This window comes from Halosegnis sp. (assembly GCF_042216475.1).
In the GTDB taxonomy this organism is placed as follows: Archaea; Halobacteriota; Halobacteria; order Halobacteriales; family Haloarculaceae; genus Halosegnis.
The window spans coordinates 72,382-94,037 of the sequence record NZ_JBDGTV010000012.1 but is presented as its reverse complement, the minus strand read 5'-3'; the positions used below and the strand labels follow the sequence as shown (position 1 = coordinate 94,037).

The window sequence follows — 21,656 nt, the reverse complement described above, 5'->3', positions numbered from 1 at the left end:
ACCCGAGCCGCGGCCTGGTGGCTACTCGTCGCCGAGGATACCGCGGTGGGTCATCCGCTCGGGGTCAAGCACTGCCTCGGCCTCCTCCTTTGAGAGGTACCCCTCGGCGACGACCACCTCTTTGACGGTCTTTCCTTCTGCGAGCGCCTTCTTCGCCACCTTGGAGGCCTTGTCGTAGCCGATGGTGGGGTTGAGTGCGGTCGCCAGCGCCATCGACTGCTCTACCTGTTGTTCCATGTGGTCGCGGTCGGCTTCGAGGCGGGCGACGAACTTCTCCGCGAACGTCTCGGCGGCGTTCGCGAGCATGTGCGCGGACTCGAGGTAGTTGTGAGCAACGACTGGCTTGTAGAGGTTGAGGTCGATCTGGCCCTCCGCGGCGCCGGCGGCGACAGCTGCGTCGTTGCCGACAACCTGCTTGTGGACCTGGTTGACAGCCTCGGCGACGACAGGGTTGATTTTGCCGGGCATGATGGAGGAGCCGGGCTGGTTCTCCGGCTGGTCGAGTTCGCCAAGCCCGTTGCGCGGGCCAGAGGCGAGCAGCCGGAGGTCGTTCGCAATCTTGTTGAGCGACCCGGCGACGACCCGGAGCGCACCGTGAGCCTCGCTCATCGCGTCGTGGGCTGCCTGCGCCTCGAAGTGGTCGTCGGCCTCGCGGAATGCGAGGTCAGTCTCTTCGGCAATGTATTCGGCGGCCCGCTCGGGAAACTCGGGATGAGTGTTGAGCCCTGTCCCGACGGCGGTACCACCGAGGGCGAGCTCCGCGAGGTGTTCGCGAGAGGACTCGACGCGGGCGATTCCCTTCTGCACCTGCGTGCGGTAGCCCCCGAACTCCTGGCCCAGCCGAACGGGCGTGGCGTCCTGCAGATGCGTCCGGCCCGTCTTGACGGCGTCGTCGAACTCGGCTTCCTTCTCCGCGAGTGCGTCCGCAAGCGTCTCCAGCGCCGGGAGGACGTCCTTGACGGCGGCTTCCAGGGCGGCGACGTGCATCGCGGTCGGAATCACGTCGTTACTCGACTGCCCGTAATTGACGTGATCATTGGGGTGGACCGTCCGATCACCGATAGATGCACCAAGCAGTTCGGCCGCGCGGTTGGCAATCACCTCGTTGGCGTTCATGTTTGACGAGGTGCCCGATCCGGTCTGGAACACGTCGACGGGGAACTGGTCGTCGTGGTCGCCGGCGATGACCTCGTCGGCTGCCTCGACGATCGCGTCGGCCGTCTCCGCCTCGAGCAAGCCAAGGTCGCGATTGGCCCGGGCGGCGGCCTTCTTCACGATTCCCAGTGCCCGAATGAATCGCCGCGAGAAGGTGATCCCCGAGATAGGGAAGTTCTCGAGCGCTCGCTGGGTCTGCGCGCCCCAGTACGCGTCGGCCGGTACCTGCATTTCACCGAGGCTGTCCCGTTCCGTGCGGTAGTCATCGTCGCTCATATCCGGGGGTCGCGCGGTCGAGAATAAAAGCCTCCGACTCCCGCCGGCAGGCGGGCAGATTTACGTCGCCCGGGGCGGTCGCTTCAGACATGGCACTCGACACAGTACTGCTGGCCGTCGGCGGCATCGACGACGCACAGGCAGACCGGCTGGCGGCTGTCACCGAGGATATCGCTGGTCCCGCCGACGCACGGGTCGTCCTCGGGCACGTGTTCACCGAGGATGGCTACGAAGACGCGCTCGACCGGCTCGACCTCACGGGCGAGACGACCCCCGACGATATCGCGGAGCGGAACCCCACAGTCCGGCGGCTTCGCGACCGATTCGAGTCAGCCGGCGTCTCCGTCGCCCACCGAGGCCGGGTCGGCGACCGGGCAGCCGGCATCGTCACTATCGCGGAGACCATCGACGCCGACATGGTCGTCGTCGGTGGACGGCGCCGCTCGCCCACCGGGAAGGCGGTCTTCGGGTCGACGACCCAGGAGATCCTGCTCGATGCGCCCTGTCCGGTCACGTTCGTCAGGCGGGACGCGTAGCCGCGAGGAGATCCTCAAGCCCGAACCGGTCCGTCGCCTCGGCGGCGTCGGGAAGCGGCGTCGCCGTCGATCCGTCCGTCGAGACGGCCAGCCGGTCGCAGACCAGATCAGCCGTCGCCTCGGCCATCGCGCGGTAGGTGGTGAGTTTGCCACCGACGATACTCACCAGCCCGGGGCGGCCGTCCTCGGCGTGGTCGAGCAGCGAGAACCCCCGGGAAAGCGCTGTCGGGTCCTCGGCATCAGGTGCTGGCTCGTACAGCGGTCTCACCCCCCAGTAAGAGTGGCTGACCGTCGCCTCCGACAGCGCCGGTACCACCGGCGACAGCTCCTCGAACAGTAACTCAACCTCCCACTCCTCGCGAGGGTAGTCGTCGGGGTCCTCGACAGCGACATCTGTCGTCCCGAGGATGCTGTGGCCACCGTGTGGAACCAGGATGTCGCCGGATGTCTTCGGTCGACACCGGTTGAGGACACGGTCGGCGTACTGCTCGCGGGTCACCGTCATCACGCCGCGTGCGGGCGCCATCTGGAGGTCGATATCGGCCATCGCCGCCAGGTCCCCCGCCCAGGCGCCAGCAGCGTTCACCACGCAGTCCGCCCGGCGTTTCCCGGCTGCCGTCTCGACGCCCACGACACGGCCCGACTCCACGAGGAGGTCGGTCACCGCCGTCTCTTGGTTGATGCTCGCGCCGGCGCGTTCGGCTGCCAGCGCGTTCGCCGCGACCAGCCGCACCGGGTCGACAGTACCGTCCGGGACCGCGAGGGCTGCCTCGACCGTCTCGGCGAGTTGGGGCTCCCGCTCGCGCGCTGTCTCACCCGAGAGGCGCTCGACGGGGATATCACAGTCCCGACAGGCAGCGGCCAGTTCGTCAATGTAGCCGTCCGGGTCGGCAGGCAGCGAGACGAACAGGCCACCAACCTCCGAGACACAGTCGGGGGCCAGTCTGCGAAGCCGGCGATTCTCAGCAATACACTCACGGGCCGACGTCGGGTCCGCGACGGCGTATCGCGCGCCGGAATGGAGGACCCCGTGCATCGCCCCGCTGGCACCGGCTGCCAGCGACCCCCGCTCGAGCAGCGTCACCTCGACACCGTGTGTCGCGAGTTCGCGGGCCACTCCCGCGCCGGTTGCACCACCGCCGACCACAATGACCTCGGGCATCAGCAGTGCTGAGGCCGGCGGCCACTTCAGCCCTGGTCTGGCGTAAATATTTACTCACAATCGAAACAAAATCTGAACTGTTAAGTCACTGGAGCTATTCCATTCCATATGAGCCTGGAGAACGTACTCGTCGCCGTTGGCGGCGACGACGAAGGACGCATCGACGCTATCGAACAGATTACGGCCGACGTAGCCGGGCCCGCGGGCGCCGCGGTCCATCTCGCGCACGTGTTCTCTCACGAGGAGTACGACCGGTTCCGCGACCAGCTCGATTTCGACAAGGACTCCGAGGTGACACCGACTGTCGTCGCCGAGCGACAGGTGAACGTCCGCGAGATCAAAAGGACGCTTGCGGCCGCGGACGTCGACACGACCACATACGGGGCGGTCGGGCAGCGTAGCGAACAGGTCGTTGCCCTCGCCGAGGAGATTGATGCCGACCTCGTCGTGGTAGGCGGGCGGCGCCGCTCGCCGACCGGGAAGGCCGTCTTCGGGTCGACGGCCCAGCAGATTCTGCTTGACGCGCCCTGTCCGGTCACCTTCGTTCGGAACGACTAACGGCCGGTAGGCCGCGGGCGTGGCCGATGCCGTCACGGTTTTTACTCGGAGGCGAGTCGTCGCTGCCATGGACGGGTCGCCGCGCCGCGTGGGGTTCCTCCACGATGGGGGATTGACAGCCGAGCAGCACGCAGCCCTCGCGTGGCTCGAGGACGCACCGTTCGACGCTGGCGCCGTTGCTGTCGAGGACCTCAATCCTGATCGGTGGGACGTTCTGTGGTGGCATCGAGACGCCCCACTCGAGGCGGACAACCCGCTCGTAGACGCGCCGGCCGTCGAGTCGTTCCTCGCAGATGGGGGCGGACTCCTGTTGACGCTCCGCGGAATGGCGGCCGTCGACGCGCTCAACGTCGAGTCAGTACCGCCGGACGCGACGGGCGTCGACACCGTGACGGAGCCGACAGGCCCGCTGTGGCGCCGTCTCTACGATGACCACCCCGCGGTAGCCGCCCTGGACGGCCGCCGGTTCCCGGTCTGTGACCGCGGCGCAGTGCCGTTCGCCCGCTACGAGACCGTTCTGCCGGCTCGTGGCGAGGTGCTGGCCTCGACGATCCGGGGCGAGCAGGACATCCCACACGAGATGACCGTCGTCGCGTGGGACGAAGCGCCCGGGACAGTCCTGGGTGTGGGTGCGCCGCTGGCGTTCGACGAACCTGTACCGGCAGAGTTCGCGGCGCAACGGGACGCGCTGACGGCCGGCCTTCTGCGGGCGACGACGACCGACACGGACCACGCGCGGCCGAAGACAGCTGCTGGCCTCCATGCGATGCGCGAGACGGTGGACGACCCCGCGCGGCCGGGCTACCACTTCACGCCGCCGGCCAACTGGCTCAACGACCCCAATGGCCTGATCAAATGGAACGGCCGCTACCACGTGTTCTACCAGTACAACCCCGCGGGGCCGTTCCACAACACCATCCACTGGGGCCATGCCGTCAGTGACGATCTGATACACTGGACGGACGAGCCGGTGGCGCTTGCGCCGTCGCCCGAGGGGCCGGACAGAGACGGGTGCTGGTCGGGGTGTGCTGTTGACGACGACGGCACCGCCACCATTCTCTACACCGGCGGCGACGGCCGGACACAGTTGCCGTGTCTCGCAACTACCGACGACCACAACCTCTGTCAGTGGGAAAAACACGGTAACAATCCCGTCATCGAGGCGCCGCCGGCGGAGCTCGACATTCTCGAGACAGAACACTGGCGGGCAGAGTTCCGCGACCACAGCATCTGGCGGGCCAACGGCGAGTGGCATCAGATCATCGGCACTGGTCTCGCCGACCGGGGCGGCGCAGCCCTCCTGTACACATCGACGGACCTCCGAGAGTGGCACTACCAGGGGCCGCTGCTGGTGGGTGACGACGGCCCAGGCACAGTCTGGGAGTGTCCGGAGCTGCTCGACCTCGGCGAGAAGCAGCTGTTGCACGTCTCCAACTACGAAAACGTGGCCTACTTTCTGGGCGAGCAGGACGGGACGTCGTTCGACGTCCAGCGGCGGGGACTGCTCGACCACGGCGACTTCTACGCGCCCCAGTCGATGCGAGACGGCGATCGCGTGCTGATGTGGGGGTGGCTCCCCGAGGCACGTGACCTCTCGGCCCAGTGGGATGCCGGCTGGTCGGGAGCGCTGTCGCTTCCGCGGGTTCTCTCGACAGGCCCAGCGGGGCGGCTCCGCCAGCGACCGGCCGCCGAGGTGGCACAGCTGCGCGAGCGGCCACTTCCGGCGCCGGAAACGGTGACCCTCGCGCCCGACGCCCCCGAGCGAGTGACCGATGGCTCCGCGATCGAACTCCAGATGGAGGTGACACTCGCCGACGCCGAGGCGGTCGAACTGTCGGTGCTTGCCTCGCCAGACGGGACCGAGACGACGACACTCCGGTACACGAAGGCAGGCGAACTGGTGCTCGACCGGACGGATGCGAGCGAAGACCACCGCGCCACCGCCGACACCCGGCGGATGTCTGTCCCACCGTACGACGAGCCGCTGTCGCTGCGGGTGTTCATCGACCAGTCGGTCGTGGAGGTGTTTGCCAACGAGCGGCGCTGTCTCACCGCCCGTGTCTATCCAACCCGCGAGGACAGTACCGGCGTGTCGCTCGTCGCAGAAGGAGGTCGCGCGAGCGTCGCGGATCTCGCCTGCTGGGAGATGGAGACGGGCGTTGCCCACGGCGACGAACCCTCTTTCGCGTGTGCTCCTCTGCCGGAGCCTTAGTCGGACGACCCGTTCTGCGCATATCCTCCGCCTGTGATGTAGCCGAGCGGTGACGACGGCTCGTGGCCCTCGAGCGCGGCCGCCTCGGGGACCGAGACACCCTCGGCGGTCGGCAGTCCTTCGCCAGGCGTCGGGATGTGCCAGTGGGTGAGCGTCCCTCGAATCGTCGTCTGGTCGCCATCGACGCCGAGTCTGACTGTCGGGCCAAGTGTGCCGCCGAACCGCCGGCGCTGTTCGCTCACCGATAGGTCCGCCACCTCGTCGAGCGAGTCGCCAGCGAAGTCGCGGTAGTTACAGAAGCTCTGGACGAGTACCTCATCATCGTGGGGGAACGCCATCCACGAGTACGCCTGGAACGGCGCATTCGCGGGGTTGGTGACGACCAGCCCGGAGCCGTTCAATGGTCGGTAGGGCCCCTCGAGCGTGTCCGCCACGAACCCGTACAGCCCGTCGTACCCGGTAAGCCCGGGCGCGAACGTGTGCATATGGCTGGAGACGAACAGGTAGTAGCGGTCGTCGCGGTAGATGACGTGCGGCCGCTCGAGCTCCTGGTTGACACAGACGGCGTCCAGCAGTGGCGGCCGCAGTTCCCACTCCAGCGGGTCACCCGAGGGTGAGACGGCGACGCCGACGGCGCCGTTGAACTCCTGCTGGGCGGCGTCGCCGCCACAGGCGGCACTCCCAGGTGGGACAGGCGTGTTGGCCTCAAAGAGCAGGTGAGTCCGACCTGTCGCCGGGTCCTCGAAGAACCATGGGTCCCGGAACGTGTATATCATCCCACGGGACTGCGCCTCCGTCTCGTACCAGTCGCCGTCAGGCTCCAGCAGGATCTCCTGCTCCCACGGCCCGTCGATATCGACACCGGCTGTGGTCGCTGTGACAGTCCCGCCGTGGCCGACGGCGATACGCTGGGTGTACGTCAGTTCGCTGGCAGACTCGTCGCCGGCGGCCGTGTAGTAGACGTAGAGGTCGCCGTCGTCGTACAGCGCACAGCCGGCCCACTGGCGCTGCCCGTAGGCGTCGCCGTCGAAGACGGTGCCGCCGTCGTGCCACTCGCGGCCGTCTGCCGAGTAAAAGTAGCGAATCTCGGCGATGTCGTGGCGCTTGCCCGGCATCGATTCGGCCGGGGCGGTGAGCGAAAACAGCACCCGCCAGCCATCGACGGTCGCAACGGTGCCGTGGCGGTCGCGCAGCAGCCACGTGTCCCAGACGTGGACCCCGTCAGCGGGGTCGGTCTCTGGCGGCTGAATTGTCGGCGTTACATTGTCGGCCGTCCGCCGGACGGCAGCGGCCTGGGCCCGCGTCCACGCGGTAGACGAACACTCTCCTGGGGGGCCCTCGGTCATGGTCGCGTTACTCGCATGCCAATTAAATCTCTTTAGGTTCATCTTGCGAGCCGCAACCAGCGGTCACAGTGGGGACTACAACCAGCGTTGACCACCTCTCACCCCTGAAGCGGTGGACCTCTGCTCGCTGTGTGTCACCGGCGCATCCGCGCCCGGTCACCCGTCCCGCCGGTCATCGCCGACGCAAGCGCTCCCTGGACCACCACCTCATCGCCGAGCGTCGTCAGTTGGAGTTCAGGAACGTTCGTCATCACCATCTCCGGTAGCCGCTCGCGCACCGGATCGAGCAGCTGGTTGGGATTCTCGAGCGCGACTGCCCCGCCCACGTAGACGACCAACGGTGCGTACGCATGGATGAGATTGGCCACGCCCATCGCGTTCCAGTGAGCCAGCTGGTCAACGACGTGTCGGGCGAACTCGTCGTCGGACGCGTGAGCGAACACGTCGGCGGCGGTGAACTCGGCGGTATCGATGGGGAGAGTTGTCTCGACGCTTGCCTCCGTGGACAGATACTCAGCGTACCGAGGGATGTTGTTGCCCGAACAGTACGCCTCCCAGTGGCCGTCTTTTCCACAGCCACACCGCATCGCGCCGTCCGGATCCAGCGTCATGTGTCCCACCTCGCCGGCGTTGCCGTCCCATCCCGACAGCACGCTCCCATCGACACAGACGCCCGCGCCGATGCCCGACGAGACGGTGAGATACACCATATCGTCCGGATTGCGATCGCTGTGGAACCGTTCGCCGATGACGCCCGCGTTCGTATCGTTGTGGAGATAGACCCGGTCGGTATCGAACAGGTTCTCGACGGGCCCAACGAGCGGGACCGTATCGATGTGGTCCGGGAGATTCGCCGGGTGCTCGATGGCACCAGCCGCAAGGTCGAACGGGCCGAAGGAGGCGATTCCCGCCGCGCGGATATCCTGCGGTCGGAGTCCCGCTTCGTCGCAGGCAGCCCGGAGCGCGTCCAGTACGGCCTCGGTCACCGCGATACCGGTTGGCCCTGTCGGGGTCGCCCGTCGGTCTCGACCGAGGACAGTGCCGTCCGCATCGGCTGCCACCGCACGGACGTTTGTCGCCCCGAGGTCCACCCCCGCGTACATGTCTCGACAGCCGGGAGGGGACTACTTAACGGCTGAGATTTACTCGCCGACGAGTTGCGCTTATTCGAACGTGTGGACCCGCGCGTCACAGGCCGGACACGCCAGCACGTCGTCCGGTTCCGCGCGCGGATCGTCCGCACCACCACAACAGTCCATCGTCGTCGACTCCACCAGGTCCGCGTCACAGTCCGGGCAGGTCGTCAGGAAGACGCGAAGCGGACCGGCTGCGGCTCGGCGTGTCGCTGGGTCGGACAGGGCCGGTTCCAGCGCGCGGACCGCAGCCGTCTCCGCAATCGCAACCGGCCGAGACAGCCACGACTCCCCGTCGACCCCATCGCCACCGTCGTCGAGAACGATCCACGGTCGATGGGTGCCCTCAACCACGGAGACACCCGCGGCGTGGCCGGCCGCCAGCGTCGCCTCCGCGAGGGTCTCCGTCGATAGCGAGGCGAGTGTGTCCATTTCGGCGTGCCAGCGGTCAGCAAATTCGGGGGCGAGATCGACCGCCTCGCCGTCGGCATCGAGTACGCCTGCCTCGAGGAGACGACCGAGCAACGCCTCGCCGTCGACATCCTCACCCAGGCTGCCGCGCTCGGCGTCGGCTGGCGGCCCGTGGCCGAACCAGTCGTTGGGGACGGGGGCGGCCGCCACGAGTCGGGGTGCGAACCGCGGGGTGTACGGGACGACGTAGCCCCGGAGCGCAACGAGCAGGCTGCCGACCGCGACGACGGCCAGCCCAAGCGCCTGTCGGCGCCGGCCCACGAGGAGCGCAGCGAGCCCGACCAGCCCGAGGTTGACCCCCGTGCACGGCAGACAGCGGCGCTCGCCCGTATGTTCGGGCACGCGGAGGCGTTCGAGTAGGTTCACGCGGCCTCGTACCGGCGGGGCCGGTATCAGCGTTCCGTCGGTACCACTTTGATGCGGGCGCCGAACCGGCAAGATATGGCGACAGACACCGACATGGAGTACACACAGTTGGGGGCGACGGGACTGGAGGTGTCGCGGCTCTGTCTCGGCTGCATGAACTTCGGGACGGGCGAGCCGTGGATGGTAGGCGACGAGGCGGAGAGTCGGGAGTTGCTCGCGGCGGCGATGGATGCCGGGATCAACTTTCTCGACACGGCGAACGTATACTCGCGCGGCGAAAGCGAGCGTATCGTCGGCGACGCGGTAGCCGAGCGGGACCGTTCGGAACTGGTCATCGCGACGAAGATGTATCATCCGATGGGGGAGGGCCCCAACCAGTCGGGGTTGTCACGCAAGCACATCATCGATCAGTGTCACGCCTCGCTCGATCGACTTGGCACCGACTATATCGACCTCTACCAGATTCACCGGTTCGACGACGATGTGCCGCTCTCGGAGACACTCGCCGCGCTCGACTATCTCGTCGAGGAGGGACTTGTCCGATACGTCGGGGCAAGCACGATGTCCGCCTGGAAGTTCACCCGGGCACTCTACCAGGCGGACGCGGAGAATCACGAGCGGTTCGTCTCGATGCAACCTGAGTATAACGCCGTAGACCGCCACGAAGAGGCCAACGTCCTGCCAGCGTGCGCGAGCGAAGACATCGCCGTGCTGCCGTGGTCGCCGCTCGCGGGGGGGTTCCTCGCCGGCAAGTACGAACAGGGGGAAGACCCGGCATCAGGCCGGGCAGCCGACGACGAGTACACCGCTGCCCGGTTCACCGAGGAGAACTGGGCTGTGTTGGCGGCGATTCGCGATATCGCCGCCGAGCGGGACGCGACCCCCGCACAGGTGTCGCTTGCGTGGCTCCTCCACAAAGAGGTAGTTGACGCCCCCATCATCGGGCCGCGCACACACGAGCACCTGACGGAGAACATCGCCGCGCTGGACGTATCGCTCACGGATGCGGACCTGGCGCGTATCGAGGCTCCGATAACGCCGCGATGGCCAGCACCAGGGAAGGACTGAGCCAACCCGCGAGGTTTAGACGCTCGACACCGACGCGTCTGTATGGACAGCGACGAACTGGTGGAGACGCTCGAGACAGCGGGGCTGTCTCCCTACCAGTCGGAGGCGTACGTCACCCTGTTGGAACTCGGGGCCGCCTCCGCCACGCAGGTTGCAGACGCCAGCGATGTCCCTGCTCCTCGTATCTACGATGTTCTGGAGTCGCTGGAGTCGCACGGGTACGTGGAGACCTACGAGACGGACACCCTCAAGGTACGCGCTCATAGCCCAGGAGCAGTGCTCGATGATCTTCGGGACCGGGCCGACCGGTTCGAGGCGGCCGCCGCCGAGGTGGAGCGCCGCTGGGAGCAGCCGGAACTGGAGAACAACGGCACGAGCATCGTCAAGCGCTACCGGACGGTACTCGAGCAGGCAGAAGCGTTCATCGAGCAGGCGGAATACCAGATTCAGGCATCAGTCACCGTCGAGGACCTCGAACGGTTGCGCCCGCTGCTCGTGGCCGCCCGTGAGCGGGGAGTTTCCGTCCGGCTGTCGGTCCACACCTCGCCTGATGGCGACCCGCCGGAGGAGTCGCTGCTGGCCGGCGCGTGTCTCGAGGCCCGTCACCGGCGACTCCCGGCGCCGTTCGTCGTCCTTGTCGACCGCGAGAAGACCTGCTTCTGTCACCACCCCGACTCCTCCGAGCAGTACGGTGTCCTCGTGAACGATAGCACCCACACGTACGTGTTCCACTGGTACTTTCTCACCTGTCTGTGGGAACAGTGGGAGACGGTATACAGCGACTATGCCGACTCGTTCCCCGTCGAGTATGTCGATGTCCGCCAGTGCGTGCGGGACCTGCGGCCGCTGCTGTCGGCAGAGGCGACGGTCCGGGTCCACGTCGAAGGGACCGATGTCGAGACAGGCGAGACGGTCAGCGTGACCGGTCGCGTCGACGAGGCGCTGTTTGCCGGCGCACCCGACGCGCCCGACACCGCGCTACGGCTCTCCGCACGAGTCACCGTCGTGGTCGTAACGGACGACGGCAAGACGCTCACCGTCGGTGGCTGGGGGGCGATGGTCGAGGACGTCGAGGCGGCTCGCATCACCGTCGAGGATGTCGAGGCGCCGCCGGGGACGGACGCGGGCGTCTTCAGCCGGCTCTGAGTTACTGAAAGTGTTTACAACACCTGTTGTAAGTCCGGCACCTATTTGAAAAATCGGGCACGATACTCCGGTGGTATGGGACACGGACCCACGCACGACGAAGACGACAACAGCGTCTCGCGGCGGACGTTCGTCCGCGCCGCAGGCGCGTCGAGCATCGCGGTCGGTCTCGCCGGCTGCAGCGGCGGGGGGAACAACAGCGGCGGCGGAACCGACACGGCAACGGGCACGCCGATCAGTACGGAGCCGCCGTCGGAGGACATCACCGTGAAAATCGGGGCCGACAGCCTGTTCAAGAACAACGCCGACGCCATCGAGCAGACGCTCCACGAGGACGGTGGCCTCCCGGACAACATCTCGCTGGAGGTCATCGCGGGTTCCTTCGAGAGTGGCGACCGGCAGGCGAAGTACCAGCAGTTGTTGAACGCAGGCCAACAGGAGCCCACCCTGCTGATGATGGACAACGGGTGGACGATTCCGTTCATCGCGCGCAACCAGCTGGCGAACCTCGATAACGTCCTGCCGGACTCGATCACCAGCACGGTCCGCGAGGACTACTTCCAGTCGATGGTCGCCACGGCATCAGGCCAGGACGGAAGTCTCTACGGTATCCCGCTGTTCGCCGCGTTCCCAACCGTCCAGTACCGGAAGGACCTGTTCCGGGAGGCGGGCTACTCGGACTCGGACTTCGAGACGTGGGCGACAGAGCCGATGCAGTGGAAGCAGTTCTCCGAGATGGTCGCGCAGGTGCGCGACGAGACCGGCACGGAGATGGGGTTCAACTGGCAGGGGAAGAATTACGTCGGCCTCGCCTGCTGTGACTTCGTCGAGTTCATGGGGTCGTGGGGCGGCTCCTACTTCGGCGAGTTCTCCAACCTGTTTGGCCCAGTTGGCGACCGCCCGGTCACCGTCGATGAGGAGCAGGTCGTCAACGCCGTCCGGATGATGCGGACGTTCATCTACGGGCAAGACGACCCCGAGGCGCTGAGTGACTTCACACAGTGTTCGCCGGCGAACGTAGTCTCGTTCACCGAAGAACCCTCGCGCAAGCCGTTCACCAACGGCAACGCGGTGGCGTTGCGTAACTGGCCGTACTCTATCAATATCAACGCCAAGGAGAAGAACTTCGGGACGGACCTCGGCGCGATGCCGATTCCGTACCACACGCCGGCCAGTGAGTCGCCGTACGGGCCGGAAATCGGCGGCTCCACGTCAGCACTGGGCGGCTGGCATCTCACGCTCAACCCCAACTCGACCGACCAGCAGAAGCAGGCCGCCGTGCAGGTGTTCTCGGCGCTCCAGAACGACCAGGTGCGGCTCAACATCTTCGAGACGGTCGGCTGGATTCCGCCGATTCCGGACCTCGTCAACTCCAGTCAGGCACAGGAACTGGAGCCGCTGGGCCGGTACGTGGACACGCTGAAGGTGGCCGGCGAGAACTCGGTGCCGCGCCCGGTCACGGCTGTCTGGCCCTCACAGTCGAGCAAGGTCTCCGAAGAGGTCAACGCCTCGCTGCGTCAGGAGAAGACGCCGACAGAGGCACTCTCCTCGCTGAAGGAGACACTGGTCGCGCTGGAGAAGCAAGGCTAAGTAACTCCAGTTTTTGTCATCATTTACCATGGCTACTGAACAGGGGGAGGACGTCCTCTCGGAGGCGTCGAGTGGCCCGTACGCCGCGTTCATCCGGTGGATGGAGAACCTCTCCGAGACGCAGTTCGCCTACTTCCTGCTCACCCCGGCGATGCTGCTGCTGGGGGCCATCGCGTTCTGGCCGCTGCTGTCGACGTTCCGGCTGTCGCTGTTCGCAGACGCCATCACCGGGACGTCGACCGTCGGCGAGTTCGTCGGCCTCGAGAACTATGTCGCGGTGCTCACCGGCCAGCGGAACGCCCTCCTGCCGGCGCCGTTCATCCCGACGTCGTTCTCGGTCGAGGCCTTCTTCGCCAGTGCGCTGACGGTGACCCTCATCTTCACCATCGTGAGTGTCCTTTTCGAGACGCTCATCGGCTTCGGGCAGGCGCTCGTGTTAGACCAGGACTTCCGCGGCCGTCGGTGGGCGCGGGTCGTCATCATCATTCCGTGGGCAGTGCCAATCGTCATTCAGGGGATGATCTTCTATCTGTTCTTCGCGCCGGGTATTGGTCCATTCGTGGGCGACGGGCCGCTGTCGCTCCAGCAGTTGGGACTCATCTCCGGGTCACCCCTCCAGACGACTATCGACGCCGCACTCATCACCATCGTCGCCGACATCTGGAAGACGACGGCATTCATGGCGCTGCTCATCCTCGCGGGGCTCCAGAGTGTCAACCGCGACCTCTATGACGTCGCGCGGGTTGCTGGCGCCTCGACCTGGCAGCGGTTCAAGCTCATCACCCTTCCCATCGTCCTGCCGACGGTACTGGTGGCGATGCTGTTCCGCACTATCCAGGCGATGCGGGTGTACGGGATTATCGAAGCATCGGGCGTCGGCTGTTCGACGCTGCCGTCGCTGTCGTGTCTGGTCGTCACGTCGTTCTTCGGCGGCACCCGGCTGGTCGGGACCGCCGCGACGGTGGCGTTCCTCACGGCTGCGTTCATCGGCCTCGTGGTGACCATCTACATCATCGGGTACGCCCGGGAGGAAGGCGCATGACGACGAGCCAAGAAGATCCGACGGTCGGGACCGACTTCGAGGAGCGAGATCTGAAGCGGGGGCCCGTCCAGGAGTGGGTCAACCGCGCCATCGAAGACCCCGAACGGGCCTACCGTGCGATGTTCTACGTCGCTATGCTGTTCTTCATGGTGACGACACTGTTCCCGTTCTACTGGCTGCTGGTGGTCGCAGTGACCCCCGGCGGGAGTTACGCGCTCGTGCCAAGCGGCGTGAACTTCGCCGCCTTCGGCGACGTGTTCGAGCGGATCGACTTCCTCCGGTACATGTTCAACAGCCTCTTCCTCGCCACGGTGACGACTGTGTTCGTCCTGTTGCTGGCGAGTCTGGCTGGCTACGTGTTCGGTCGGCTCGAGTTCCCCGGCCGGCGGCCGCTGATGCTGCTCATCCTCGCCATCAGCTACTTCCCACCGGCGGCGTTCTTCCTGCCGCTGTACCGGCTGTTCACGGGCAACATCTTCCCGTGGTTGGAGCTGTACAACACACCGGGCGCGCTGGTGTTGCCGTTCAGCTCGCTGTTCATGCCGCTGTCGATATTCATCCTCACGACGTTCTACGGCCAGATTCCGGACGGTCTGGAGGAGGCCGCCCGCGTCGAGGGGACCACGCGGCTCGGCGCGCTGTTCCGCGTCATCATCCCGCTGTCGGCGCCAGGTGTCGCCACGGCCGGTGTGCTGACGTTCATCGCCGTCTACAACGAGTTCTTTTTCTCGTTCCTGATGACGGACGGTGGCGCGACAGACTGGGCCCCGATTGTCGGCGGGCTCATCCAGCTCCAGCGGGCCGGTCAGTTCGAGACCACGTTCAGCGTGATGGCCGCCGGCAGCATCATCGCGGTGCTTCCCGTGGCCATCCTCGTGGTCGTCGCACAGGAGAAGATCGTGAGCGGGCTAACATCCGGCGCACTCAAGGAGTGATACAATGGCACGAGTACAACTCGAAGACGTGGTGAAACGGTACGACGACGTAACGGCGGTCGACAACATGAACCTCGACATCCGCGACGGGGAGTTTGTCGTCCTCGTCGGGCCGTCGGGCTGCGGGAAGTCGACCACGATGGAGACCATCGCTGGGCTGACGAAGCCGACCAGCGGGACGGTCCGAATCGGCGACCGGGACGTGACCCGGCTGCCGCCGAAGGACCGCGGCATCTCCATGGTGTTCCAGAATATCGCGCTGTTCCCGCACATGGACGTGTACGACAACATCTCGTTTGGCCTGCGGCTGCGCAACTACGAGACGGCCGAAATCGACGAGCGGGTCGAGCGGGCCGCCAGTGTCGTCCAGATGGAGGGGATGTTGGACCGGATGCCCGACGAGATGTCTGGCGGTCAGCGCCAGCGGGTCGCCATCGCGCGAGCGATTGTCCGCGAGCCAGAGGTGTTCCTGATGGACGAGCCGCTGGCCAACCTAGACGCGAAGCTCCGGGTCACGATGCGGACGGAGCTCCAGCGGCTCCACAAGGAGCTGGACACGACCATCATCTACGTCACTCACAACCAGGCGGAGGCGATGACGATGGCCGATCGCATCGCGGTGCTGGATACAGGCGAGCTCCAGCAAATCGACCCGCCGCTGGTCTGTTACAACGAGCCGGCGAATCTGTTCGTCGCCGGCTTCATCGGCTCGCCGTCGATGAACTTCGCCCGCGGCGAGGTGACCGAGAACGGCTACCGATCGATGAACGACAACCTCTCGATTGAGTTCGACCCGATGGACGTGGGCGTCCAGCCCGGCCAGTCGGTGACGCTGGGCGTCCGCCCGGAGGACGTCTACCCGGTCGCAGACGCTGAAAGCGCCGACGCGCCGACGCCGCCTATTTCGGTCACGTCGGACGTGCTTGAGCCGATGGGCGACGAGATATTCGTCTATCTGCTCACCGACACGGAGGCGGATGTCGACTTGGAAGACCAGAATGCCGACTACCAGCTGCTGATGAGCGTCCCGCCGGACTCCGAGATTGCCGAGGACGAGCGGATGGAGGTGGTATTCGACCGTTCGCGGCTCCACCTGTTCGACACAGACAGCGGCGAGGCGGTTACCCACGGGCTGGCGACCGACGGTGTTGACGCCGGTGGGCGGGTCGAGGCAGAGGGTGACGACTGATGGCGATTGACCCGCTCACGTACGTCGCGGCGATGACGCTGCTGTTTGGCTTCTGGGCCTATGGCATCGTCTCGTTCGCGCTGGATGTAAAAAACAAGTTCATCCCCGCGATCCGGCGCTACCGACAGGCCCGCGCCGAGGCCGCAGAGCGGGCGGCCGAAGAGGAAGAGCGCGAGGAGCTGAAAGAGCAGCTACTCTGAACCGCCGGGCTGGCCTTCGTAGACGGCGCCGCGACGCCCGTCGATCGTGAGGGTGGTCCCCTCGGCTATATCCGCCGGCAGGGTCGCGTCGCCAACCATCGGCACACCCAGTTCTCGGGCGACTGTCGCCACGTAGCTCGTCATACCGCCGCGCGCGTCAACAACGCCGGCCACCCGGTCGAGCGGCCCTGATAGCTCTGCGTCGAAGCCGCGCGGAATGACGAGTACCGCCTCATCGGGGGCCGAGGAGAGATCGCCGTCACCGACGGGGTGGAGGTGGCCCGTCGCGGTCCCCTCCACGACTGGAGTGCCCGACGCGAGCAGTTCGGCTGCGACGTGGACTTTCAGCATGTTCGTCGTGTCGACACCTTCGAGTTCCGTCATCATGCCTGCCAGGACGATGACGGTATCGCCGCTTGCGGCGACTCCAGCATTCAACGCCGCCTGGACAGCCTCCTCGACCACAGTGCCGGCGTCCTCATTGTTGACCGGGACGTGGGCGGGGACAACGCCACCGGACAGCGCGAGCCGTCGCTGCACGTCTTTATTGGGCGTGGCAGCGAACACCGGCACCTCGGGGCGGTACTTGGCAGCTTTCAGGGCCGTATAACCCGATTCGGTGGCGGCGACGACGGCCGTCGCGTCGACATCGCGGGCGAGAAACCGCGCCGATCGGGCGACTGCGTCCGTCTTCGAGGCGCCGGCGTTGGGGATACGTTGGTCTCTGAGTTCGGCGTACTCCTCGCCTGTCTCGACGTCACGGATGATACGGTCCATCGTCTCGACGACCCGAACCGGGTGGTCACCGACGGCCGTCTCGGCCGAGAGCATCACCGCGTCGGTCCCGTCCAGCACCGCATTGGCGACATCGGCGGCCTCCGCACGGGTGGGCCGTCGCTCGCGGACCATCGAGTCGAGCATCTCTGTGGCAGTGATGACGGGGACACCTGCCTCGCGGCAGCGGCGGACGATACGCTTCTGGATAAGCGGTACCTCCTCGAGCGGACACTCGACGCCGAGGTCGCCGCGGGCCACCATCACGCCGTACGCGGCGTCGACGATGCCCGCGAGGTTCTCGACGGCGTCGGCCCGCTCGATCTTGGCGACGACGGGGATCTCCCCGCCCCGGGCCTCGATGGCCTCGTTGATGCGATAGACATCGGCGGCATCGCGGACGAAGCTCGCTGCCACGAGGTCGACATCTGTCTCGACTGCGAGGTCGAGTTCCCGCTCGTCGGCGGGGGTGAGAAGGTCCAGACCGAGGTCCACCCCGGGGACATTCACCCCTTTTCGGCCCCCGAGTTCGCCGCCGTTCTCGACACGGGCACGGACAGCGTCGCCATCGACGCTGATGACCTCCGTCTCGATGCGGCCGTCATCGAGCAGCACGCGGTCGCCAGGGTCGACTCCTGCAAGCGAACTCGAGACACCGACATCGGTCGGCGTGAGGTGCTCACCCGGCTGGAACGTCACCTCACTCCCGGCCGCGAGATGGACCGTCCCGTCGCTGGGGGCGGTGCGTATCTCCGGGCCAGAGAGGTCGTGCATCACCGCGATGGTCTGGTCAAGATCGGCCTCAACGGCCCGGACTGTCTCGACGAGCGCCCGGCGGTCGGCCGGCGAGCCGTGGCTGGCGTTGAGCCGGGCCACAGACATACCAGCCTCGACGAGCGCGCGGATGGTGTCGGCGTCAGCAGAGGCCGGCCCGAGCGTACAGACCACCTTCGCGTCCCGCATCGGTTTCAGAGCACGATGCTCTTGGTGGTGGTGAACGCCTCAATCGTGTAGCCGATACCCTCGCGGCCGATGCCGCTGTCACCGACGCCGCCAAAGGGAATATCGCCATTCCCGTGAGAGGGGGCGCCGTTGATGCGTACCGCACCTGCCTCGATGTCGTCCGCGAGCCGCATCGCCCGGTCGTGGTCGGCAGTGAAGACAGCCGCGTCGAGACCGAAGTCGTCGGCGTTCGCCAGCGCAAGCGCCTCTGTCTCGTCGGCGACAGCAGCGACGGCTGCGACCGGGCCGAACTGCTCCTCGTGGAGGATGCGAGCGTCGTGGGGGACTTCGGCCAGCAGGGTGGGCTCGACCGTGCGGCCGTCCCGGTCGCCGCCCCGGACCAGCTGCGCGCCGCGGTCGACCGCGTCGGCGATGAGTTCTTCGACCCAGTCGGCCTGCTCTTCGGAGATGAGCGGGCCGACAGCCGTCGACTCGTCGAACAGGTCGCCAGGCCGCCAGTCGTCCATCTCGGCCTCGATGCCCGCGACCACCTCGTCGTGGACGGCCTCGTGGGCGAGCACGCGGGCGATAGCCGAGCAGCGCTGACCGGCGTACTTGAATGAGCCCTTCGCACAGTCGGCGGCCGCCCGGTCGAGGTCTGCATCGGGGAAGATGAGCGCAGGCGCGTTGCCGCCAAGTTCCATGTGGAGCGTCACCATCCCAGACTCACGGGCGACGTGCTTACCGGCGCCCGTCGATCCGGTAAGTGCGACAGCGTCGAGTCGCTCGTCGCTCGCGAGCGTGTCGCCGATGTCGCTCGCGTGCCCGACGATAAAGTTGAAACCACCATCGGGCACCCCCGCCTCAGTGATAATTTCGGCGAGAATCGCCCCGCTCACCGGTGTCTTGGTCGCCGGTTTGAGAACGACACTGTTCCCGGCGGCCAGTGCCGGCGCGACCTGGAGTGCCGTCGTCGCTAGCGGGTAGTTGTACGGCGTCACACACAGCACCGTCCCGACCGGCTCTGGTTTCACGACTGCTTCCCACCCTTCGTGGCCTGCAGTCGTCCCCTCGAGGTACTCGCCCTGCTGGTTACGCGCCTCGCCGGCGGCTCGCTCAAATCGCTCTGCCGCGGCAGCTACCTCGCTGCGGGCGCTCGCGACGGGCTTGCCTGCCTCGCGGACGATCACGTCAACCAGTTCCTCGGTCCGTGCCCGGATGCCGTCGGCGACCGACTCCATCCAGCCGGCCCGCTCGACGATCGTTGTCTCGCGCATTGCGCGCTGGGCCGCTGCGGCCGCCTCGACGGCCTGCTGTGCCTGTGCTGGTGTCGCGGCGGGAAGTTCGGCGAAGACCCCGCCCTCTGCGAGGTCAGTCACTTCGAGCGTCGACGGCGAGTGAGTCCACTCCCCGTCGATGTGGTTCGCCGAGCCGCCTCGTGCCGGTCCCGTTGCCATATATGGCGTCAGACCGCCACTGTTAAGAAGTTTACTCAGAATAAAATTAATCATCGATGGTGTTGCCGGACGGACGCGGCGAGCGGTTGGAGGCTCTGCTCGCGGCCCGTGACCTCGAAGCCGTGTGGTTCGCCGGACCCGACAACTTCGCGTGGCTGACCGGTGGGAGCAACGTCGTCGACCGGACCAGCGACGTCGGCGTCGCTGCTGCAGGCTACGACGGCGAACTTCGGGTTGTCACCGACAATATCGAGGCCGAGCGGCTGGCGGTGGAGGAACTGCCCGCGGGCATCAACGTCGAGTCGGTGGCCTGGCACGAGTCGTCACTTGCCGAGGCTGTCGCCGCGCGGACGCCACGACCTGCGGCGGCCGACTTCGGGGTCGACGGATTGGCAGATATCGACGGAAGGGCACTCCGGACGCCGCTGACTGCTGGTGATTGTGACCGGTATCGAGCGCTCGCGGCCGAGACCGCAACAGCGCTTGAGGCAGTCTGCCGCGGAGCCGACTCGACGGACACTGAACGGGCAGTCGCGGCCGACCTGCGCGGACGACTGGCTGCGCGAGGAATCGACGCGCCGGTCGCACTCGTCGGGGGCAGTGAACGGGCTCGCCGGTATCGCCATTACACGCCGACCGAGGCGTCGTTAGGCAGGTATGCGCTCGTCTCCGTCACCGCACGCCGGGGAGGACTGTACGCCAGCTGCACCCGGACGGTCGCATTCGACCCGCCGGTGTGGCTGGCGGCCCGTCACCGCGCGGCCGCCCGCGTCGAGACGACGGCCCTCGCGGCCACCCAGACTGCCGCACAGGAAGGTGCCACTGCGGGGGACGTGTTCGGTGCTATCCGGACAGCATACGCGGCGGTCGGGCACGAAGATGAGTGGCGCAACCATCACCAAGGGGGCGCCACCGGGTTCGCGGGACGGGAGTGGTTTGCGACGCCGGAAAGCGACCAAGCGGTCGAGCAGCCGATGGCATACGCCTGGAATCCGACGATTCAGGGGGCCAAAAGCGAGGATACCGTGCTCGTTGGCGACACAATCGAGGTGATGACGCGGACGGGCGACTGGCCGACCATCGAGGTAGACGCGGTCGAGGCGGACCTGGCGCTGCAGCGACCGGCTATCCTCGAGGCGTAGCTACTGATTTGCGCGGAATCGCTGGACTGCATCGCGGTCGGGCAGGGCCGTCATCGCACCGGCACCCGTCGTCGTCACAGCGGCGACGGCATTTGCGAAGGCGAGTGTGTCGGCCAGCGAGTCACCGTCAGCCAGCGCTGCGAGCGCGCCGGCAGTGAACGCGTCGCCGGCACCGGTCGCATCGACCGGATCCACGGAATACCCATCGTGGCTGACCATCGCCGGGCCCCACGGGGCTGCGGCGGTCGCTGACGCAACAGCGCCCTGTTCGCCGCGTGTCAACAGGAGCGTGTGTGGACCTGTCTCGTGGACTGCGGTCGCGAGCGACTCGGGATCGCGGTCCGTGTCGAAGCCGGCAGCCGCGAGATCCGTCGACGTTGCCTTCAGCACGTCGACGTCCCTGAGCAGCCGGCTGACGACGGCTGGGAAGTCGTCACCCCAGAGTTCAGGGCGGGCGTTGGGGTCGAAAACAATCGTCGCATCCTGCTCACGAGCACGCGCGACGAGGTCGAACGTCGCCGCCCGCGCCGGGTCGGTCGCGAGCGTCACCCCGCCGACAGCGACCCACGCGACCGACGCGAGCGTCTCATCAGGAACCGTCCCCGGCTGAAGGCGGGTGTCGGCGGTGTTCTCGCGGTAGAAGGTGAATGCGCGGTCAGCGTCGACGTCGTGCTCAACGAACGCGAGTGTCGTCTTTGCCGTCGGGTCCCGCTCGACGAACCGGTCAGGAAGGCCCGCATCTGCAAGCGTCTCGACCAGCGTATCGCCGAACGGGTCCGCCCCCACACGCGTCCAGAACCATGGCGTCCGGTTGAGCCGCGCGAGGCCAACGGCGACGTTCGCTGGCGCACCGCCTGGCCGGCGGGTGAACGATTCGACGGTCGCAAGCGGTCCAGCACTCGCCGGGAGAAAATCGACCAGCGTCTCACCGGCGACGAGGATATCCCGACTCATAC

The 21,656-nt window shown here is 66.7% G+C and carries 19 protein-coding genes; 11 read left to right on the top strand and 8 right to left on the bottom strand.

Going from position 1 to position 21,656, the window contains the following annotated elements:
• Nucleotides 1-21: 21 nt before the first annotated feature.
• Nucleotides 22-1,431 (bottom strand): class II fumarate hydratase, encoded by a 1,410-nt coding sequence (locus ABEJ63_RS08280; RefSeq protein ID WP_375795889.1) that lies wholly within the window; start codon nucleotides 1,429-1,431, stop codon nucleotides 22-24.
• 89 nt (nucleotides 1,432-1,520) lie between these two features.
• Between ABEJ63_RS08280 and ABEJ63_RS08275 the strand changes: the two genes are divergently transcribed.
• A complete protein-coding gene (locus ABEJ63_RS08275; RefSeq protein ID WP_375795888.1) occupies nucleotides 1,521-1,967 on the top strand; it encodes a universal stress protein in 447 nt (148 codons plus the stop codon).
• On the opposite strand, the gene ABEJ63_RS08270 is transcribed toward ABEJ63_RS08275, so the two are convergent.
• Nucleotides 1,951-3,129, bottom strand: coding sequence for an FAD-dependent oxidoreductase (locus ABEJ63_RS08270; protein ID WP_375795887.1), 1,179 nt, complete (start codon nucleotides 3,127-3,129; stop codon nucleotides 1,951-1,953). The genes ABEJ63_RS08275 and ABEJ63_RS08270 overlap by 17 nt on opposite strands.
• 108 nt (nucleotides 3,130-3,237) lie before the next feature.
• Here ABEJ63_RS08270 and ABEJ63_RS08265 point away from each other — a divergent pair, with 108 nt between their 5' ends.
• A complete protein-coding gene (locus tag ABEJ63_RS08265) occupies nucleotides 3,238-3,687 on the top strand; it encodes a universal stress protein (RefSeq protein WP_375795886.1) in 450 nt (149 codons plus the stop codon).
• A gap of 67 nt (nucleotides 3,688-3,754) precedes the next feature.
• Nucleotides 3,755-5,899 carry a glycoside hydrolase family 32 protein gene (locus ABEJ63_RS08260; protein ID WP_375795885.1) on the top strand — a complete coding sequence of 715 codons (2,145 nt, stop codon included), beginning with the start codon at nucleotides 3,755-3,757 and terminating at the stop codon, nucleotides 5,897-5,899.
• Here the strand turns inward: ABEJ63_RS08260 and ABEJ63_RS08255 are convergent.
• The 3 genes from ABEJ63_RS08255 to ABEJ63_RS08245 all read right to left on the bottom strand — a co-directional run bounded on the left by ABEJ63_RS08255 (nucleotide 5,896) and on the right by ABEJ63_RS08245 (nucleotide 9,215).
• Nucleotides 5,896-7,245 (bottom strand): glycoside hydrolase family 68 protein, encoded by a 1,350-nt coding sequence (locus tag ABEJ63_RS08255; RefSeq protein ID WP_375795884.1) that lies wholly within the window; start codon nucleotides 7,243-7,245, stop codon nucleotides 5,896-5,898. The genes ABEJ63_RS08260 and ABEJ63_RS08255 overlap by 4 nt on opposite strands.
• 134 nt (nucleotides 7,246-7,379) lie before the next feature.
• On the bottom strand, nucleotides 7,380-8,348 hold the full coding sequence (locus tag ABEJ63_RS08250) for an ROK family protein (protein WP_375795883.1): 969 nt from the start codon (nucleotides 8,346-8,348) through the stop codon (nucleotides 7,380-7,382).
• A gap of 60 nt (nucleotides 8,349-8,408) precedes the next feature.
• Nucleotides 8,409-9,215: a hypothetical protein gene (locus tag ABEJ63_RS08245; RefSeq protein WP_375795882.1), complete on the bottom strand. Its 807-nt coding sequence runs from the start codon at nucleotides 9,213-9,215 to the stop codon at nucleotides 8,409-8,411.
• A gap of 93 nt (nucleotides 9,216-9,308) precedes the next feature.
• On the opposite strand from ABEJ63_RS08245, the gene ABEJ63_RS08240 reads away from it, so the two are divergent.
• The 7 genes from ABEJ63_RS08240 (at nucleotide 9,309) to ABEJ63_RS08210 (ending at nucleotide 16,385) form a co-directional block, all read left to right on the top strand.
• Nucleotides 9,309-10,283, top strand: a complete 975-nt coding sequence (locus tag ABEJ63_RS08240) for an aldo/keto reductase (protein WP_375795945.1) — start codon at nucleotides 9,309-9,311, stop codon at nucleotides 10,281-10,283.
• A 42-nt stretch (nucleotides 10,284-10,325) separates the two neighbouring features.
• Entirely contained in the window at nucleotides 10,326-11,429 is a 1,104-nt protein-coding gene (locus ABEJ63_RS08235; protein ID WP_375795881.1) for a TrmB family transcriptional regulator, read from the top strand.
• A 75-nt stretch (nucleotides 11,430-11,504) separates the two neighbouring features.
• Nucleotides 11,505-13,019: an extracellular solute-binding protein gene (locus ABEJ63_RS08230; RefSeq protein WP_375795880.1), complete on the top strand. Its 1,515-nt coding sequence runs from the start codon at nucleotides 11,505-11,507 to the stop codon at nucleotides 13,017-13,019.
• Between the two features lie 28 nt (nucleotides 13,020-13,047).
• Nucleotides 13,048-14,061 (top strand): carbohydrate ABC transporter permease, encoded by a 1,014-nt coding sequence (locus ABEJ63_RS08225; RefSeq protein WP_375795879.1) that lies wholly within the window; start codon nucleotides 13,048-13,050, stop codon nucleotides 14,059-14,061.
• Entirely contained in the window at nucleotides 14,058-14,996 is a 939-nt protein-coding gene (locus ABEJ63_RS08220; protein ID WP_375795878.1) for a carbohydrate ABC transporter permease, read from the top strand. Before ABEJ63_RS08225 ends, ABEJ63_RS08220 begins: the two co-directional genes overlap by 4 nt.
• Before the next feature lie 4 nt (nucleotides 14,997-15,000).
• Entirely contained in the window at nucleotides 15,001-16,185 is a 1,185-nt protein-coding gene (locus ABEJ63_RS08215; protein ID WP_375795877.1) for an ABC transporter ATP-binding protein, read from the top strand.
• Entirely contained in the window at nucleotides 16,185-16,385 is a 201-nt protein-coding gene (locus ABEJ63_RS08210) for a hypothetical protein (protein ID WP_375795876.1), read from the top strand. The genes ABEJ63_RS08215 and ABEJ63_RS08210 overlap by 1 nt, the downstream gene beginning before the upstream one ends.
• Here ABEJ63_RS08210 and pyk read toward each other — a convergent pair.
• Together pyk and ABEJ63_RS08200 are read right to left on the bottom strand one after the other, a co-directional pair.
• Nucleotides 16,377-18,122 (bottom strand): pyruvate kinase, encoded by a 1,746-nt coding sequence (pyk, locus tag ABEJ63_RS08205; protein WP_375795875.1) that lies wholly within the window; start codon nucleotides 18,120-18,122, stop codon nucleotides 16,377-16,379. The two genes, ABEJ63_RS08210 and pyk, sit on opposite strands and share 9 nt — an antisense overlap.
• Nucleotides 18,123-18,127: 5 nt before the next feature.
• Nucleotides 18,128-19,558 (bottom strand): aldehyde dehydrogenase family protein, encoded by a 1,431-nt coding sequence (locus tag ABEJ63_RS08200; RefSeq protein ID WP_375795874.1) that lies wholly within the window; start codon nucleotides 19,556-19,558, stop codon nucleotides 18,128-18,130.
• Nucleotides 19,559-19,614: 56 nt separating this feature from the next.
• Between ABEJ63_RS08200 and ABEJ63_RS08195 the strand changes: the two genes are divergently transcribed.
• Complete coding sequence (locus ABEJ63_RS08195; RefSeq protein WP_375795873.1) at nucleotides 19,615-20,700, top strand: M24 family metallopeptidase; 1,086 nt, start codon at nucleotides 19,615-19,617, stop codon at nucleotides 20,698-20,700.
• Here ABEJ63_RS08195 and ABEJ63_RS08190 read toward each other — a convergent pair whose 3' ends face one another.
• On the bottom strand, nucleotides 20,701-21,654 hold the full coding sequence (locus tag ABEJ63_RS08190) for a carbohydrate kinase family protein (RefSeq protein ID WP_375795872.1): 954 nt from the start codon (nucleotides 21,652-21,654) through the stop codon (nucleotides 20,701-20,703).
• Nucleotides 21,655-21,656: the final 2 nt, after the last annotated feature.

Coding starts and splice junctions, on each gene's coding strand:
- ABEJ63_RS08280 (WP_375795889.1), bottom strand. CDS start 1,431: ATGAGCGACGATGACTACCGCACGGAACGGGACAGCCTCGGTGAAATG.
- ABEJ63_RS08275 (WP_375795888.1), top strand. CDS start 1,521: ATGGCACTCGACACAGTACTGCTGGCCGTCGGCGGCATCGACGACGCA.
- ABEJ63_RS08270 (WP_375795887.1), bottom strand. CDS start 3,129: ATGCCCGAGGTCATTGTGGTCGGCGGTGGTGCAACCGGCGCGGGAGTG.
- ABEJ63_RS08265 (WP_375795886.1), top strand. CDS start 3,238: ATGAGCCTGGAGAACGTACTCGTCGCCGTTGGCGGCGACGACGAAGGA.
- ABEJ63_RS08260 (WP_375795885.1), top strand. CDS start 3,755: ATGGACGGGTCGCCGCGCCGCGTGGGGTTCCTCCACGATGGGGGATTG.
- ABEJ63_RS08255 (WP_375795884.1), bottom strand. CDS start 7,245: ATGACCGAGGGCCCCCCAGGAGAGTGTTCGTCTACCGCGTGGACGCGG.
- ABEJ63_RS08250 (WP_375795883.1), bottom strand. CDS start 8,348: ATGTACGCGGGGGTGGACCTCGGGGCGACAAACGTCCGTGCGGTGGCA.
- ABEJ63_RS08240 (WP_375795945.1), top strand. CDS start 9,309: ATGGAGTACACACAGTTGGGGGCGACGGGACTGGAGGTGTCGCGGCTC.
- ABEJ63_RS08235 (WP_375795881.1), top strand. CDS start 10,326: ATGGACAGCGACGAACTGGTGGAGACGCTCGAGACAGCGGGGCTGTCT.
- ABEJ63_RS08230 (WP_375795880.1), top strand. CDS start 11,505: ATGGGACACGGACCCACGCACGACGAAGACGACAACAGCGTCTCGCGG.
- ABEJ63_RS08225 (WP_375795879.1), top strand. CDS start 13,048: ATGGCTACTGAACAGGGGGAGGACGTCCTCTCGGAGGCGTCGAGTGGC.
- ABEJ63_RS08220 (WP_375795878.1), top strand. CDS start 14,058: ATGACGACGAGCCAAGAAGATCCGACGGTCGGGACCGACTTCGAGGAG.
- ABEJ63_RS08215 (WP_375795877.1), top strand. CDS start 15,001: ATGGCACGAGTACAACTCGAAGACGTGGTGAAACGGTACGACGACGTA.
- ABEJ63_RS08210 (WP_375795876.1), top strand. CDS start 16,185: ATGGCGATTGACCCGCTCACGTACGTCGCGGCGATGACGCTGCTGTTT.
- pyk (WP_375795875.1), bottom strand. CDS start 18,122: ATGCGGGACGCGAAGGTGGTCTGTACGCTCGGGCCGGCCTCTGCTGAC.
- ABEJ63_RS08200 (WP_375795874.1), bottom strand. CDS start 19,558: ATGGCAACGGGACCGGCACGAGGCGGCTCGGCGAACCACATCGACGGG.
- ABEJ63_RS08195 (WP_375795873.1), top strand. CDS start 19,615: ATGGTGTTGCCGGACGGACGCGGCGAGCGGTTGGAGGCTCTGCTCGCG.
- ABEJ63_RS08190 (WP_375795872.1), bottom strand. CDS start 21,654: ATGAGTCGGGATATCCTCGTCGCCGGTGAGACGCTGGTCGATTTTCTC.